We start from the raw sequence: 16,029 nt of genomic DNA, 5'->3' as shown, positions 1-16,029 counted from the left end.
AAAACTAGGAGGCTGAAAGAATGAGAAAAGATCACGCATTTGTAATGAGAAACGGTGTCGAAATACCAGAAATCGGATTTGGTACGTGGCAAATTCCAAACAAAGAAGCTCACGATAGCGTCACAATGGCTTTGAAAAATGGCTATACTCACATTGATACAGCTTATGCTTACCAGAATGAAGAAAATGTTGGGAAAGCGATTCGTGAATTTGATATTCCACGTGATCAGGTTTTTGTAACTAGTAAACTCCCTTCTCATATTAAAAATTATGAGGATACCCTTACCTACTTCCAAGAAACTTTAGATCATTTAGGAATGGACTATTTGGACTTGTTCCTAATTCATGCACCATGGCCATGGGATGATATTGGTGCTGATTGTACAGAAGGAAATATCCAAGCTTGGAAAGCAATGGAGAAATTATTCAAAGATGGTAAAATTCGTACGATTGGTGTATCTAATTTCTCTGTTTCTGATTTACAAGCTATTATAGATAGTTGTGAAATCGTACCTTTTGTAAATCAAATTCCTTTTTACATTGGAAAATTTCATGAGCAAAAAGAGTTACTAGATTTTTGTGAAAAACATGAAATCCTAGTAGAAGCTTATTCTCCTTTGGCAACCGGCGAAGTTTTAAATAGTGATGAAATTAAAAAACTAGCAGAAAAATATAATCGTACTCCTGCTCAAATCTGTATTAGATATTGCTTGCAGAAAGATACGTTACCATTACCAAAATCTACCCATGAAGGACGAATCATTGAAAATTCGAAGATTGATTTTGAAATCTCTGAAGAAGACATGAACATGTTAGATGACATGGAAGATGTTCGTAAAAAATAAATATAAATAGACATATAAAAAGCACCAGCAAAAAGAGTATGTTAACATACTCTTTTGCTGGTGCTTTTTTGGTGAGAATTTATTTTACTTCGCCTAACGGTAGGACTGTTTTACCATACGATTCGTTAATTACTTGGGCCATTGCTGCATAAATTGCTGAAAAACCACAAAAGATTCCTTCATAACCAGCAATTTTTAAAATAGTATCCGATCCCGTAAAGTTTGCTACTGCAAGTAAGAAGAACAAGAGTGTCAACGTTCCAAATACTACTTGTAGCGCTTTACTGATGCGTAGGGTTGCGATGAACATGAATAGTGTGAAAAGCCCCCACATAAATAGATAAGCAGCCATGGAGAGTGAATCAGATGCTTCCCCAAGTCCAAGAAGTGGTAAAATATTCAAAACAACTAAGGATATCCAAAAGAATCCATAGGATGTAAATGCTGTTGTTCCAAATGTATTATTTTTCTTAAACTCCATTATTCCCGCAATCACTTGTGCTAATCCTCCATAACACAATCCCATTGCTAAAATCATTGGGTTTAATGCAAAGAAACCTGCATTATGAATATTTAATAAGACCGTTGTCATTCCAAAACCCATTAAACCTAGTGGTGCAGGGTTAGCTGTTAATTCTGTATATAAAACTGTTTTTCTTTTTTCCACGCTGATTACTCCTATACAAAAATAGTTGTGTAAACACACATCTATCTATTATAGCCATCGGACCCCCATAATGTCAATATGATTATGTATAGTCAAATGGTAATTTTAACTTTTTTTATTATTTACTATTGTGATAATAAAAAAAGCCATTTAAAATGACTAGAAGAAGTGGCAGTTTAATTTTAATCCTGTACAATATAGATATAAATAACTTTTTGGAGGAGAAAAAATGAGTGGTCTACCAAATTGCCCACAGTGTGGCAGTGACTTGACTTATGAAGATGGCGCGTTACTTGTTTGTCCGATGTGTGCTCATGAGTGGACGGAAACAGAACAAGAGGCAACTTTAGAAAAAGAAGTTGTTCGTGATTCTAATGGATTAGAACTAGTTGAGGGTGACAATGTAACTGTAATCCGTGATATCAAGTTAAAAGGATCAAATCGTATCAAACAAGGAATGCGAGCAACTAAACTTCGTATTTTACCTGAACCCATTGATGGTCATGATATTGAGTGCACCATGGATGGATTTGGGCGGATTTACTTGAAATCAGAACTTGTTAAGAAAAACTAATATCTAAAAAAATAAAGAAGTAGTTTTTACCGCTTGAATACCGGTAGAAGCTACTTCTTTATTTTCATTTTTTAACCAAAAAAAGTTTGATCAATCCTAGTGCCATAACTACTTGAATTACTCCGATAAGCAATCCATATGATAAAGATTTTGGTCCTTCTTTAACAATATCTGCAAACTTAACCCGCATCCCAATTGCTGCTAAAGCTGTTATCTCAAACTGTGTGCTGACCCATTTTGAACTAGTCAATAAACCAGTTGGTGCTAAGTTAAAACTTCTCACTAAAAATAAAATGAAAAATCCAATAATAAACCACGGAATCCCAACAGAAATTTTATCTTTTCCAGCCACTTGAGGAGTTGTTTTTTTAGAGAATAAAGGCACTCCCTCATCCAGATTCATTCGACTATACAGTAACGCTACTCCCATAATTAAGAGAACACGCATCAGTTTAAAGACCGTTGACAACGCAACTACATCATCATTTACTAATTTAGCAGAAGCAATTACTTGTCCGATAGATTGAACCGTTCCACCAATAAGTGCAGAAGTTTGCAACGTTGCTTGGTTGTATACGACGGCCGATAGAATTGGCAAACCGATCATTAAAAATGTACCCGTTACATTTACGATGGTTATTGAGATTCCTTTATCTTTATCACTTGCTTTTACAATAGGAGATACGGTCCCAATTGCAGAAGAACCACACACCGCATTCCCTGCCCCCATTAATAAAGCAAACTTTTTATTAAATCCAAAGAATACTCCTAGTTTGTAGGCGATATAAATGGTTAGTGCCATTTGAAGGATAATAAAGAAAAATCCTTTTACTCCTGCTGATTGAATCATTTGAAAGTCTAAAATTAATCCATTTAAGACAATCGAATATTCTAATAGCCTTTTTTCAGAGAACTTAGTACCCGGATTTAGATTAGGCTTTCTGAATAATGTATTTCCTAATACCATTCCTAATAGAATGGCAATAAGTGCTGCACCCAATGTTGGTAAAAATATTGCTAACACCTGACTGACTATTGAAATCAAAATACTAATTAGTAAACCGGGGCCAATCCCTTTTATTTCATTTCTTATTTTATCCATATGATCTTATCTCCCTACTTAACAATCTCCTTGTCATATTGTACAAAAAAATTAGTATAAAAGAAAATAATAGTTTATTATGGAACTATTAAATGAATGAATAGAAGAAGGGATTTCTTATGCTTGATTATCGATACCAAACTTTTTTAACACTCGCAACCGAACGAAGTTATACACGCACTGCTCAAAAATTAAAAATTACCCAACCAGCAGTTACTCAACAAATCAAACAACTTCAACAAGAATTAGGAATCACTCTTTTTCAGTATCAAGGCAAACAACTTTACTTAACTGAAAAAGGCTCTTATCTAGAAAATCAATTACTATTACTAAACCAAGACATTCAACAAATTCAACGACACTTACATCAAGCAGAAGATTCAGTAAGCTTAACATTTGGTGCTACTCTTACGATTGGAGAATATTTGATGCCATCCGTTATTAATAAATACATAGAGGCTTTTCCATCCAATCAAATTGATATGGTAGTAGAAAATACAAAGACATTAATTGAACGTGTTGAATATGGTACATTGGATTTTGCTTTCATTGAGGGAGACTTTAATCAAAACAAATTAGGTTTCCAACAAGTTTCTGATGAAAAATTCATTGCCGTTTGCGCTCCTGAAAATGACTTATGGAAAGAAAAGCGAAGTATTTGGGATTTATTTTCTAATCGGGTTTTGATTCGGGAGCAAGGATCTGGAACTCGTCTCATCTTTGAAAATCTCTTGCATTCCAAAGGAGTTAGTTTAAGTAGCTTCTCTCACACTACAGTGATTGGAAATATAGGTGCAATCAAACAATTAGTTTCTGAAAACAAAGGGATTTCTTTTCTATACCGCCTATGTGTGGAAGATGAACTAGAAAAAGGGTTCCTTAAAGAAATTTCTGTTAGCGACCTAACCATCTTACATCCATTTCATATGATTTATTTAAAGAAAAATCGTGAGGTAGATAAAATTAAAGAGTTTACTCACTTTTATTAAAATCAAAAGCAGCTGTATTCCCTTTTTCGGGGATACAACTGCTCTTTTTTTATCTGTCTACTCGTGCATCGCTACTCATGATGCGTTCTGTTTCTCCAATAGTAAAGGGAGATGCATCTCCAGAAATCGTATGTTTCAATGCTGAAAATGCTGTTGCAAATTCAATAATATACTGAGGATCTTTTTCTTCTAAAATACCATGCAGGACACCCGATGCAAAAGCATCTCCGCCTCCAATACGGTCAATAATAAAGTCCATATCATGTACTTTCGAATACGTTGTTTTTCCATCTTTCCAGAATGTTCCTTGCAATGTATTGTGAGTTGCAGAAATAACATCACGAATGGTGGAATACATGATTTCAACATTTGGATACAAGTGATGAATGGCATCATAATAATAAGCAAGTTCATCCGAAACATCTGCACCAGCTTCTTTTATTCCCAAAAAGTTAATTGCATCTAATTTACCAGCAGAAAGATAATCTACATATGGTAAAACACTCTTCAAGAACACACCTGCTTCTTCGACACTCCACAACTTCGCACGATAGTTCATATCAAAGTTTACTTTTATTCCACGATTTTTTGCTTCCTTCATTAATTCGTAAGTCATTTCTCTAGAATCTTCTGATAAAGCAGCCGTAATTCCTGTAATATGGAGTAAATGTTTTCCTTCTAGCAGTTCATCAATATTGATTTCTTCTTTTTTCATTTGTGATATAGAAGAATGAGCGCGATCATAGATAACGGTTGTTGGACGGCCTCCAGCACCTGGTTCTACGTAATAAGTTCCTAAACGTTCGCCACCATATATAACAGGGCTTACATCTACACCATATTTTTGAACATGTTTAATGGCTGCTTTAGCTAACTGATTGTCTGGGACTTTCGTAAAATAAACGGACGGATGATTCAAGCTACTCAAGTTAATGGCTACGTTCGCCTCTGCTCCACCATAATGTAATTGCAAACCCGTTGTATCAAAAAAATGGACACCTACTTGAGTAGATAATCTCGCTAATGTTTCGCCTACGCATAAAATTGTTTGATTCATATGATTCCCTCTTTTTCTATTATTTTTTTAAAATACCTTACACATACTTTCTAAATAGGAAAACAATTATTCATATAGGAAATGTCTCTTTCATTATAAATCATTAATCCAGTCTGAACAACCCACATTCGACAATCCTATCAAATAGTAGTCTTTCCTTTTATAAATAGAAGTGAAGTTGGGCTAATTCTTTTAGTATTTCAGATTTAACTTCCATAATGGCATGAATTACTTTTTCTTCTAATTCGGCTGTACGTCGATAAGCTGGCATGCTAACACTAAATGCCCCATAGATATTATCTTCCCAAGACAAACTTGCGGCAATACAAAACACTTCAATTTGTTCTTCACTATTATCAAATGCATATCCTTTTTCACGAACCATTTTCAGTTCCTCTTTTAATACTTCTCTACTAGTTATGGTATGGGGAGTATAAGCCTTTAATTCTGTTCGTTCTAAGTAACGATCTACTTCTTCTTCTTTTTCCTCTGCCAAGATCGCTTTCCCCATCGCTGACGCATACATCGGTTTCGTAAAACCAATACGAGAAGTTGTTACAACAATTGGGCGAAGTGATTCTATTTTATTGATATACATAATTTCATCTGCTTTACGTATGGAAAGATGGACTGTCTCATCTAAAGAGGCATGTAACTTTTTTAAGTAAGGATAGGCAATTTTAGAAATATCTAAATCAGATAGGTATTGACTAGCGTATTTAACTAAGCCATTTCCTAACTGATAGGTCTTTTGTTCTGAATCTTTTTCCACATAACCAATCATTTCTAAGGTCATTAATATTTTGGAAGTTGTTGAATTAGTCATTTCCGTTTCTTTAGCAATCATATGAAGAGGTTGAGGAGAACGCTCTGTTGATAGAAAATCTAAAATTTTTGATGCTTTTATTAGTACGGTTCCATAAGGTTGAGTCATCTTTTTTTCTCCATTCTTACTTGGCTATTCTTTTTCAAATATAAGGCAAAAAAAGACGATTTGCAATACAGCACCCTTTTCTATACTCTATTCCACTGATGAAAGATTAGTTTTTCGTGAGATTTTAATTAAACTTGTGTTTTATTTCACATTTCTATTGACTCTGAAAGAACATGGTTCTATACTAGGAGTTACCAAGGGTAGCAACTACGATATTCCGAAGCTAATTATTTCCAGGGCCCTGGAAACCGCTTCATGAAAGGACGTTCCTATGATCAATCTAATTAATGTTTTAAAAGATTTTAAATTTACAGAATCAGAAGCAAAGATATATATTTCCTTACTTCAACATGGAAGCTGTACTGGTTATGAGCTGAGCAAAGTATCTGGTGTTGCTCGATCCAAAATCTATAACCTTTTAGAAAATTTAGTGTCTAGAGGGATTGTTGAACAAAGTACCTCTGACAACACCATTCTTTACCAAGCTATTTCGACTGATCAATTATCTAGTCTATTGACTGGAAGTTTTCAAGATACAATGACTATTTTTCATGAAGAAAGTGCACAACTTGTTAAAAAAGAAGAAAATCAAACCATTTGGGAATTGGAAGAATGGAACAGCATTCGCGCTAAAGCTATCCTACAAATCGAAGAAGCTACATCCAATCTGTTGATTCAAATATGGATCGATGAGTTAGATGATGAATTAGTTGCACTTATAAATAAAAAACAAAATGAAATTGAAAATGTTGTGGTCGTTTTATATGATTCAGAAGCTCGTTACGATACAACCCTCACTCATTTTTATCCACATGGTTTTGAGCAAGATAAACTAGATGAAATTGGTCATAGATGGATTACTGTAGTTGCTGATAAAGAAGATATTTTATACTGTACCCTTCCTTTTAAAGGAATTGCTAAAGCCATCCATACCAAAAATCCAATGCTCGCTTTCTTTGCTAGTGAATATGTCATTCATGATGCCTATTGCTTACGCTTAATTGATGAATTTCCGGAACAGATCAAAGCGCGCTATGGTGAGGATATGGAAGGTCTCCGAGATATTTTTTCATTTTAAAATTAAAAAATAAAACATATACCTATATAATGGAGGAAAAAAAATGTTATTAACTGTTATTCTTATATTAATTGTTCTCGTAAATGGTACTTTTGTAATGCAGCTTGTGAAAGATTTAGTTAAAAATAAGGAAAGTTTAGCAAAAGAGCCTGGAAATCCAATCGCAATGGCCTTTTCACAATTCTTTATTTATTTTTTATCTACTTTCGGTATTTCTGACTTTGCAATTGGTGCTTCCCTATACCCGAAAGCAAAATGGGTTGGAGATAAAAAATTACCTGGTACCTTGAATGCAGCTTGTGTAGTTCCTGTAGCAGCAATGGCTTTGGCTTACATTTCTTCCATTGAAGTTGGGGTTGCTACCCTACTTGTACCAATTGTTGCACAAGTTATCGGTGCCTATGTTAGTCCACGTTTCGTTGTAAAATTACCAAAAAACACCATTAAAAAATTCGTAATTACGGGTCTTTTAGTTGCTGCAGGTTTAATTTTAGCTGGTAAATTGGGTGTGTATCCATCTGGTGGACAAGAAACTTCTTTAACGGGCTTTAAATTAATTCTATTAGGTGTTCTTTCTATGATTTACGGTGCGTTGAATAACATTGGTATCGGATCATACGCTTTAACAATGGCTACCATTTATGCGTTTGGCTTGAATCCTGGTGTTGCTTTCCCTATTATGATGGGTGCCTGTACTTTTTCTGTTCCAGTTGGAAGCATCCAGTTCATCAAGTTGGATTCTTACTCTCGTAAAATCACCCTTTTCTCTGCAACATTTGGTGTAATTGGTGTATTAGTAGCTGCATTCTTAGTAAAAGGTCTAGATACCAACGTCTTGCAATGGGTTGTACTAGCTGTTATCTTTTATAGTGTCTACTCTATGGCAATGGATTTACGTAACGATAAAATTGCAAAACAAAATATAGCAAGAGATTCAATCGGTTAATCTTTTTAAAAAATTATTGAACAGGAAGGAAGTTCTTATGCAAATCTTAGTATTGAAAGACCATGAAATGAAAGAAGTATTGTCCATGCGGGAAGCAATCCAAGCAGACAAAGATGCCCTATCTCTTTATTCCAAAGGAGAGGTTACTATCCCTTTGAGAACGAATTTAAATATACCTGAGCAAGAAGGTCAGAGCCTTTATATGCCTGGCTATGCTGCAGACGCTTCTGCTTTAGGAGTGAAAATTGTCAGTGTTTATCCTGGTAACATCAAAAAAGGATTGACTAGTGTACCTGCAACAATGGTATTAGTCGATACAGAAACCGGACAAGTTTCTTCCATCATGGATGGAACGTATCTTACTCAACTACGTACTGGCGCTGTCGCTGGTGCTGGAACCGATGAACTGGCTCGAAAAGACAGTTCCGTGTTTACCTTAATTGGGACAGGCGGACAAGCCGAAACACAACTCGAAGCAGTTTTAGCCATTCGTCCTATTAAACAAGTCTATGTTTCAGATTTGGATATGGAACGAGCAAAAGAGTTTGCTAATAAAATGACTTCACTTTATGGTGAAAAATACAATACAGTTATTGAAGCTGCTCCTTCATTGGAGGATGCTGTTCGCCAATCTGATGTAATCACTTCTGTTACTACATCTCCAGTGAAAACTTTTGAGGGTTCATGGGTAAAACCAGGTACACACATTAACGGTGTTGGCTCTTATACGCCTGCAATGGCTGAAATTGATGCAAACATTTTAAAAAATGCTCACAAAATTTATTGTGACACGAAAGATGCATTAGTTGAAAGTGGTGACTTTACTCAAGCAATCGAAAATGGCTTGTTCAACTCCGATGACATTACTGGTGAGCTTGGAGATCTAATCAACGGGAAAACACCCGGACGGGAATCTGAAGAAGAAATCACTTTCTTTAAAACAACTGGTAATGCCGTTCTTGACATTGTCACTGCACAACGAATTTATGAAGCTGCAAAAAAAGTAAATATTGGTTCAATTTTAGAATTTTAATTCTATTTCAGTACCATTCCCTGACGAATTCCACTTCCGTCGGGGTTTTTTTATGCTTAAAATTAGTTTTCACTAAGAATCTGCTAGAATTAGCGCTTTATCTTCCGCTTTGTTTGACTCTAAAATCTTAAGGTTTTATACTATGTACTCCCTTGGGCAGTACAAACCATATTTTATTAAATCTATTCAATGATTCTTGGAAAGTCTATTCATTAAAAAAACCGTTGTTAATAACATGGTTTCATTTCTTTGTATACAAAGATTGAAGATAGACTTATTTGTGTTGATTCAAAACATAAATCTACTGCACTATTCTGGGCCTACTTATAATTGAATTCACTATTTGATTATCGGTGTATTTTATCAAGAGATTTTTAAAAAATAAATGAAGATACTGGAGGAGCAAATATGATTTTACAAATAATCTTTATTCTCATCGTGGTAGCTAATAGTACTTTTTTAATTACATTCGTGAAAGATTTGTTTGCACATAAAGCAAGTATTGCCAAAGAACCTGGAAATCCAATTTTAATGGCCTTTTCACAATTCATGATTTTTTTCCTTTCTACTTTTGGTATTTCTGACTTTGCTATTGGTGCATCTTTATATCCAAAAGCAAAGTGGGTAAATGATAAGAAATTACCAGGAACATTGAATGCTGCTGTGGTTATTCCTGTATTTGTGATGGCGATCGCCTATCTCACTTCTATTGAAGTAGGACTAGCTACTTTAGTTGTTCCAATCGTTGCTCAAACAATCGGTTCTTACATCAGCCCGCGCTTTGTTGTTAAACTACCAAAGAACACTATTAAAAAATTTGTAATTGTAGGATTACTGATAGCAGCTGGACTAATTTTAGCTGGTAAACTGGGTGTCTATCCAGCTGGTGGACAAGCTACTTCTCTATCCGGATTCAAATTAGCCTTATTAGGTGGTTTATCATTGATTTATGGCGCATTGAACAATATTGGAATTGGTTCTTATGCATTAACAATGGCAACTATTTATGCATTAGGCTTAGATCCTAGTGTTGCTTTTCCTATTATGATGGGTGCTTGTACTTTATCTATTCCCGTTGGGAGTATTCAATTTGTTAAATTAGACTCTTACTCTCGTAAAATCACTCTATTTTCTGCTGTGTTTGGCGTGATTGGTGTATTAGTTGCTGCATTCTTTGTAACCGGCTTGAATACCAACATGTTACAATGGATTGTCCTAGGTGTTATTTTCTACAGTGTTTATTCCATGAGTATGGAATTACACCATGAAGAATCTTCCACAAGCAATACCTTAGCAAATGACCCTACTTGATCTTGTAATAGAATAAAAAACGCTCTCCAGTTAGAAATTCTACTGGAGAGCGTTTTTTAGTATAATTTTTTTACCAAAATAAATCTTTATCAAATACAAAAGAAACAACTGCCTCCGTAAAGAAGTAATCTCCTTCCATATCTGATTCAGAATCATTTTTATTATTTGATAGAATCATTCCTTGGTGTGCTACATTTTCTTTCGTACTATGATGCTCAAATAAGTCTGTAATAATTTTCTCTGCATCTTCTCGGTAGCTCTTTACACTAGTCAGTTTAGCAAAAATTAGTAATCCATTTGCTGTAATGGCAGCTGCCGATGGATTTACTTTAATATAAGTTTGAAAATTTTCTAAGAAGTCATCTACAAATAGTTTAGCTGCGTCTATATATTCTGGTCTTCTCGCATAACGAGCTGCTAGAGAAAAACCGTATATAGCCCAAGCTAAACTCATAGCGACAGAACTCTGTTTTTCCTCTTCAGAAGAAGCTCTTTCTTCAATAAACTCTCCTGTTTCAGAATTAAAAAGACAAGATTGACAGAGCGATCCATCTTCACGAATAAAATATTGAATGATAGTAGTTAAATGAGCTTCGGCGACATGTTTATAGCGAATATCTTCAGTTTCTGATGCTGCCCAAAATAATAAGGAGGCATCCATAACCGAATCAATCGTAACCAACTGATTCTCACCTTCTTCAAACTTCGAACCGATAAAGTTTCCTGCTACATTAAATCGGGCCATTTGAAGGTTGGCTGCTTGTAAGGCTCTCTTTCTCGCATCTTTATCACCAGTCACTTTATAGTCTGCTAAACTTGTTAATGTCCACATAATTCCATCATTTTGATCGAGCTTATCAGGATCAAAAAGACTATTTTCTAATTCTACTTCTAATTCGCGTGCAAGCATGGCGTATGATTCATCGTCGATAGCTTGATAGGCTTGCCATAAAACTCCTGGCCAATAACCTGCGATTCTTTGTTCAGAATCTTCTAAAAGATAGGTTCCATTAGCAGTATTCTTTGGAAAGTTCTTTCCTATTTCTCGAATATTCATATCTACTTTACTTTTCACAAAATCCCACATTGTCTTGTTAATCATCCTGGTTCCCCCTCTAAGTCTTTCCCTACCCTCTATTATATCTTTTTTAAACGATTATGAGAAGGCTACCAAACGAAGTAATCTAAATGAATAGAAAGGGAAGAAAACTTTGTCTCTTCTTGAGGTTATATTTGTTTATTCAGTTACAATATTTATTTCATGAAAGTGAGTAAGTAATTGATCCCTTTCATCATAGTCTTTCGCTGATCGTCCCTTTAGTACATTTGCAAATATAATGATGTTTTTGATTTGAAAGCGATTTTATGGTATTGTTAAGTGTGATGCTGCTTTACAGAACTATATTTCTGATAATATAAAAAAAAAAAAAGAGGGATTTATAAATGAAAATTGGATTTGTTATTTCCCATTATCCAGCAGAAAAACGGATACCCATTCTACCAGAAGATATTCACAATTTTGAGAACGAAGTAGTTATTGAAGAAGGTTTAGGAAAAAGCATGGGCATTGGCGATCAGTCTTACAAAGCGGTCGGTTGTACCATTCTGAGTAGAAAAGAAGTATTTGCTACTTGTGATACGATTGTCTCTTTAAAAGTACTTCAACCAGCAGATTACGATGATATTCGTGAAGGACAAATGATTATCGGCTGGACTCACCCTGAAATAAGTGGAAAATCTTTTATGGATAGTCAAGGAATTCCTAAAAAGCTCATTATTGTAGACTTGGATAATATTACTCCTGCTATTTATTATCAAGATCGTTCGATAGAAATTCCATGGATTCCTTCCAATTTTATTTATATGAATAGTTTTTATGCAGGTTTTTCCGCTACTTCTCACGCTTTAATGCATAAAGGGATTATTCCTGATGCATCTTATCGAGTAGCCGTTTTAGGGTCTGGGAACGTTTCCCAAGGAGCAATGAATGCTATTTCTAAATATAGTACCAATGTTCGTATGTATTACCGAAGAACAATGGAAGAATTTATACAAAATATAGAAGAATTCGATATTATTATTAATGGGATTCAAATTCCTCATGGTACACCTTCACTTATTACGTATGAACATCAGGAACGTATAAAAAAAGGTGCTCTTATAATCGGTGCAGCTGCTGATGGGGATGGCACAATAGAAGGAATTCAATATACACCTTTTGAAGATCCAATATACGAACGTAAAGGAGTTTATTATTACTGTGTTGATAACGCTCCTACTATTTATTATCAAACAGCTAGTCGTGCAATCAGTGAGTCTTTTAGTAAATGGGTGTACCGAGAAGACGTCAAGAAACTCTATGAGTTAGCAAATACGATTATGCATGATTAAAATAAACATTAAAAAAACAATATATCTATTGTGATGTAGTTGTCCTTTCTGTTACAATCAAAAAAATAAGAAACGCCATCATGTTTCTGCCTTTATTTTTATGACAGGAGGAAATCTATGACGACGATTACAGTAGAAGAAAAAATCTCTTACTCAAGCGTACCTGAAAAAACAATGTTTGTAATTTTCACTATTTTTGCCTTACTACTTGGTGTGATAGCCTTTCTATTTAATTCACCACAAGAGATCTGGGACGGATTTTGGTTAATTATGCGTTCCCCTGCTAATCTACTGACTGATTATATTGAACTGGCAAATGCTGGTGCTACTTTTTTTAATGCTTCTATCATGACCTTGGAAGCACTATTGATTGTTCGACTTTGTAAAGCAAAGATAAACGGTCCCGTTATTGCTGGGATTCTCATCATTACTGGCTTCTCTTTTTTTGGAAAGAATTTTTACAATTCCTTACCTATTATCATAGGTGCTTTTAGCTACGCAAAAGTCACTCATATCCCTTATTCAAAATCATTACTCGCTGCTCTTTTCGGAACAGCACTTAGTCCTTTAGTAAGTGAATTAAGTTTTGGAGAAGAACTCCCTCTTCTCATTGGTGTTCCACTAGGGATCGCAGCAGGTTTTATTGTTGGATTTATTTTGCCACCTCTTGCTCGACATGCGGTAACCTTCACCAAAGGGTTCAGTCTCTATAATATTGGCTTTACTTGTGGATTAATTGGAACCGTTTTTACCTCACTTATGAGAAACTTTGGAAAACAAGTAGATTCTGTTTCCATTCTTGCTAGTGGATATAATGTACCGTTTTCAATCTTCTTATTTTCACTTTTTATCTGTACTACCCTACTTGGCCTTCTTATAAATAAATGGACCTTTAAAGGAATGGAAAAAATCCTAAATCATTCTGGACAACTCTCTACGGATTATGTGGAAATTGCTGGAGATGGTGCAACGTTCTTAAATATGGGCTTACTAGGAATTATCACGACCACTTATATTTTAATATTAGGAGGAGAAATAAACGGTCCTGTAATTGGAGGGATTTTCTCAGTTGTAGGCTTTGGAGCTTTTGGGAAAAATGTAAAAACGATTTTCCCCCCTATGTTAGGGGCGACCTTTATGTCTTTCGTCACCTTGCACGATACGCAAAATACGAGCATTTTAATCGCTATTCTCTTCGTTACAACCCTTGCCCCTATCGCAGGTCATTATGGCGCTGTTGCGGGCTTTATCGCTGGTGCACTTCATTTAACGCTAGTGGTTAACGTAAGTTTCCTTCATGGAGGGGTTAATTTGTATAATAATGGTTTTGCTGGTGGATTAGTTGCTGCTATTTTCGTACCTATTCTAGAAGCTCTCAAAATTCATCGAGCTGGTTACGAGTATATGGATCAAGAAGTCGATCCGGCAGATGAAGTAGAACGAAATTTGGATATTTAAATAAAAAAATGTACTCCATCTGTTTATTAAACAGATGGAGTACATTTTTATTTTATAAGAGTAAACGAATAGACGCTATTGCTGTGGTAAGAATAATCATTCTACGATACCAATGTTCACTAATATGGCGAACCACCCATATCCCTATAACAGCTCCTAATCCAATAAAAGGAAGAGCAAACACAATATATTTTACAGTTTCGAACGTAATCGTTTTCCAAAGAAAAATATGAAAGGGAACTTTCATCATATTCATAATAAAAAAGAACCAAGCTGCTGTCCCTATCATCGTCTGTTTTTGAAGGTTCTGTGCTAAAATATAAACACTGAAAATCGGTCCCGCTGCATTTCCTACCATAGAAGAAAAGCCACTAATCATACCAACGAACCAACGAAGAGAAGTATTTTCAGAAAGAGTATTTGCTTCCTTTGAACGAGAACGAAAAACTAATAAAATAAGACAAACCATTAAAATGATTCCCATTAAAAATTTAAATTGAGAATCATTCATCTGATTTCCTAAGACAGCTCCTGCGATTACTCCAAGAATAGTTGGAGGTAATAATCGTAAAACATCTTTTGTATTTGCTTGTTTTCCATATTTTTTAATTGCTACTAAATCTCCTACAAGAAGCATCGGTAGCATAATCCCTACTGATTGCTTTCCTCCAAAAATAATAGCCATCAAAGCAACTGCAGGAATACTAGCTCCTTGAATTCCTGCTTTTGAAAAACCTACAATTACAGCTGCTATAATCAGCATCCCGATTTCTATTCCTTGTAGTCCTAGCATATGGCTGCTTTCCCTTCCATACAATCAAAATTAAATTATTTTTATTTTAGATATCTACCATAAACTTCTAATTGAGTGAGTGCTGGGAATGGTGACTCATCTTCTGCTTTGATCAGTTCTTTAATTTCTACCCATTCTACGGTACGTTTTTTGAAATCAAAAAATTGTAAATCTTTATCTTTTTCCAAAGAAACTACTTCACGAGATCCATCAGAAAATTCTAATGTAGCTTGTGTCCAGTAGCTATCATGTGGGTAGTCAGCACGTAAAGCAATTCCAGCACGATCAACTTCCACTTCTTTTCCAAATAAGACACGCAATGCTGCATCTGCTTGACGATTAATTCCCCAAGACTGATATGGCTAAAAGCCATGATCTTCATTCGCAAGAACTCCATCTATAGCATTACGAGCAAAGAAAGTAGCTTCATTTCGAGTTTCCACGTTAGCAGAAGCGTGTGGAAAAGCTTCTTCTTTTTTATTTTGATCTAAAGGATTTAAAGTTAGATTGCGATATGCATAGACTTCATCTTCTGTTGGAATACCAAAAGAAAGATAATGTTTTTCTCCTGAAAAAGCATAGGTAGGATAAGATACCTTAATATTTTTTTCAGATGGAATTTCAAAAGTCCATGTTGTCCCTTTTATAAATAGAATTGTTTCAGCCATTGCATCATCAATTTTTACTTTAACAAATTGTCCTGCTTGATCTAACGTAAGAGTAACTTTATCTCCTTCGTCATAAGCTTTTTCATAAAAGAGGTAACCCCTCTCTTGAATCTGTTTTTCCATTAGCACTTCATTTTTATCATTTGCGATTGTTACTTTAAAATTTTTCATGCTTATTCCTCC

The 16,029-nt window shown here is 34.9% G+C and carries 17 protein-coding genes; 9 read left to right on the top strand and 8 right to left on the bottom strand.

What is annotated here, in order from left to right:
- The first annotated feature begins 20 nt into the window (after positions 1-20).
- Positions 21-845 (top strand): aldo/keto reductase, encoded by an 825-nt coding sequence (locus LZ578_RS03170; protein ID WP_235145895.1) that lies wholly within the window; start codon positions 21-23, stop codon positions 843-845.
- 79 nt (positions 846-924) lie between these two features.
- Here the strand turns inward: LZ578_RS03170 and LZ578_RS03165 are convergent, their stop codons facing one another.
- Positions 925-1,512, bottom strand: a complete 588-nt coding sequence (locus tag LZ578_RS03165; RefSeq protein ID WP_235145894.1) for an acetate uptake transporter — start codon at positions 1,510-1,512, stop codon at positions 925-927.
- A 229-nt stretch (positions 1,513-1,741) separates the two neighbouring features.
- Between LZ578_RS03165 and LZ578_RS03160 the strand changes: the two genes are divergently transcribed.
- Positions 1,742-2,086 (top strand): zinc ribbon domain-containing protein YjdM, encoded by a 345-nt coding sequence (locus LZ578_RS03160; RefSeq protein ID WP_235145893.1) that lies wholly within the window; start codon positions 1,742-1,744, stop codon positions 2,084-2,086.
- 64 nt (positions 2,087-2,150) lie between these two features.
- Here the strand turns inward: LZ578_RS03160 and LZ578_RS03155 are convergent, their stop codons facing one another.
- Positions 2,151-3,188, bottom strand: a complete 1,038-nt coding sequence (locus LZ578_RS03155) for a YeiH family protein (RefSeq protein ID WP_235145892.1) — start codon at positions 3,186-3,188, stop codon at positions 2,151-2,153.
- A 119-nt stretch (positions 3,189-3,307) separates the two neighbouring features.
- On the opposite strand from LZ578_RS03155, the gene LZ578_RS03150 reads away from it, so the two are divergent.
- Positions 3,308-4,177, top strand: a complete 870-nt coding sequence (locus tag LZ578_RS03150; RefSeq protein ID WP_235145891.1) for a LysR family transcriptional regulator — start codon at positions 3,308-3,310, stop codon at positions 4,175-4,177.
- A gap of 49 nt (positions 4,178-4,226) precedes the next feature.
- On the opposite strand, the gene LZ578_RS03145 is transcribed toward LZ578_RS03150, so the two are convergent.
- Together LZ578_RS03145 and LZ578_RS03140 are read right to left on the bottom strand one after the other, a co-directional pair.
- Positions 4,227-5,234 (bottom strand): sugar kinase, encoded by a 1,008-nt coding sequence (locus tag LZ578_RS03145; protein ID WP_235145890.1) that lies wholly within the window; start codon positions 5,232-5,234, stop codon positions 4,227-4,229.
- A gap of 160 nt (positions 5,235-5,394) precedes the next feature.
- The gene (locus tag LZ578_RS03140) at positions 5,395-6,168 is read right to left on the bottom strand and encodes an IclR family transcriptional regulator (protein WP_235145889.1); all 774 of its coding nucleotides are present in this window, start codon (positions 6,166-6,168) and stop codon (positions 5,395-5,397) included.
- Positions 6,169-6,439: 271 nt separating this feature from the next.
- On the opposite strand from LZ578_RS03140, the gene LZ578_RS03135 reads away from it, so the two are divergent.
- From LZ578_RS03135 to LZ578_RS03120, 4 genes are all read left to right on the top strand, one after another.
- Positions 6,440-7,246, top strand: a complete 807-nt coding sequence (locus LZ578_RS03135) for a TrmB family transcriptional regulator (protein ID WP_235145888.1) — start codon at positions 6,440-6,442, stop codon at positions 7,244-7,246.
- Between the two features lie 43 nt (positions 7,247-7,289).
- Positions 7,290-8,192 (top strand): sulfite exporter TauE/SafE family protein, encoded by a 903-nt coding sequence (locus tag LZ578_RS03130; protein ID WP_235145887.1) that lies wholly within the window; start codon positions 7,290-7,292, stop codon positions 8,190-8,192.
- A 37-nt stretch (positions 8,193-8,229) separates the two neighbouring features.
- On the top strand, positions 8,230-9,225 hold the full coding sequence (locus LZ578_RS03125; protein WP_235145886.1) for an ornithine cyclodeaminase family protein: 996 nt from the start codon (positions 8,230-8,232) through the stop codon (positions 9,223-9,225).
- Positions 9,226-9,633: 408 nt separating this feature from the next.
- Positions 9,634-10,536, top strand: coding sequence for a sulfite exporter TauE/SafE family protein (locus tag LZ578_RS03120; RefSeq protein ID WP_235145885.1), 903 nt, complete (start codon positions 9,634-9,636; stop codon positions 10,534-10,536).
- Positions 10,537-10,606: 70 nt separating this feature from the next.
- Here LZ578_RS03120 and LZ578_RS03115 read toward each other — a convergent pair whose 3' ends face one another.
- Positions 10,607-11,638: a hypothetical protein gene (locus tag LZ578_RS03115; RefSeq protein ID WP_235145884.1), complete on the bottom strand. Its 1,032-nt coding sequence runs from the start codon at positions 11,636-11,638 to the stop codon at positions 10,607-10,609.
- A 341-nt stretch (positions 11,639-11,979) separates the two neighbouring features.
- On the opposite strand from LZ578_RS03115, the gene LZ578_RS03110 reads away from it, so the two are divergent.
- Both LZ578_RS03110 and LZ578_RS03105 read left to right on the top strand, forming a co-directional pair.
- Positions 11,980-12,927 (top strand): N(5)-(carboxyethyl)ornithine synthase, encoded by a 948-nt coding sequence (locus LZ578_RS03110; RefSeq protein WP_235145883.1) that lies wholly within the window; start codon positions 11,980-11,982, stop codon positions 12,925-12,927.
- A 117-nt stretch (positions 12,928-13,044) separates the two neighbouring features.
- Complete coding sequence (locus LZ578_RS03105) at positions 13,045-14,385, top strand: DUF1576 domain-containing protein (RefSeq protein WP_235145882.1); 1,341 nt, start codon at positions 13,045-13,047, stop codon at positions 14,383-14,385.
- Between the two features lie 52 nt (positions 14,386-14,437).
- On the opposite strand, the gene LZ578_RS03100 is transcribed toward LZ578_RS03105, so the two are convergent.
- Genes LZ578_RS03100 through LZ578_RS03090 form a run of 3 tightly spaced genes read right to left on the bottom strand, consistent with a single transcriptional unit; the run spans position 14,438 to position 16,017 of the window.
- A complete protein-coding gene (locus LZ578_RS03100; protein ID WP_235145881.1) occupies positions 14,438-15,178 on the bottom strand; it encodes a sulfite exporter TauE/SafE family protein in 741 nt (246 codons plus the stop codon).
- Between the two features lie 41 nt (positions 15,179-15,219).
- Complete coding sequence (locus tag LZ578_RS03095; RefSeq protein WP_235145880.1) at positions 15,220-15,498, bottom strand: hypothetical protein; 279 nt, start codon at positions 15,496-15,498, stop codon at positions 15,220-15,222.
- 42 nt (positions 15,499-15,540) lie between these two features.
- Positions 15,541-16,017 carry a hypothetical protein gene (locus LZ578_RS03090; RefSeq protein WP_235145879.1) on the bottom strand — a complete coding sequence of 159 codons (477 nt, stop codon included), beginning with the start codon at positions 16,015-16,017 and terminating at the stop codon, positions 15,541-15,543.
- Positions 16,018-16,029 lie beyond the last annotated feature (12 nt).

The organism is Jeotgalibaca sp. MA1X17-3 (genome assembly GCF_021513155.1).
In the GTDB taxonomy this organism is placed as follows: domain Bacteria; phylum Bacillota; class Bacilli; order Lactobacillales; family Aerococcaceae; genus Jeotgalibaca.
This window is presented reverse-complemented; position numbering and strand designations above follow the sequence as displayed.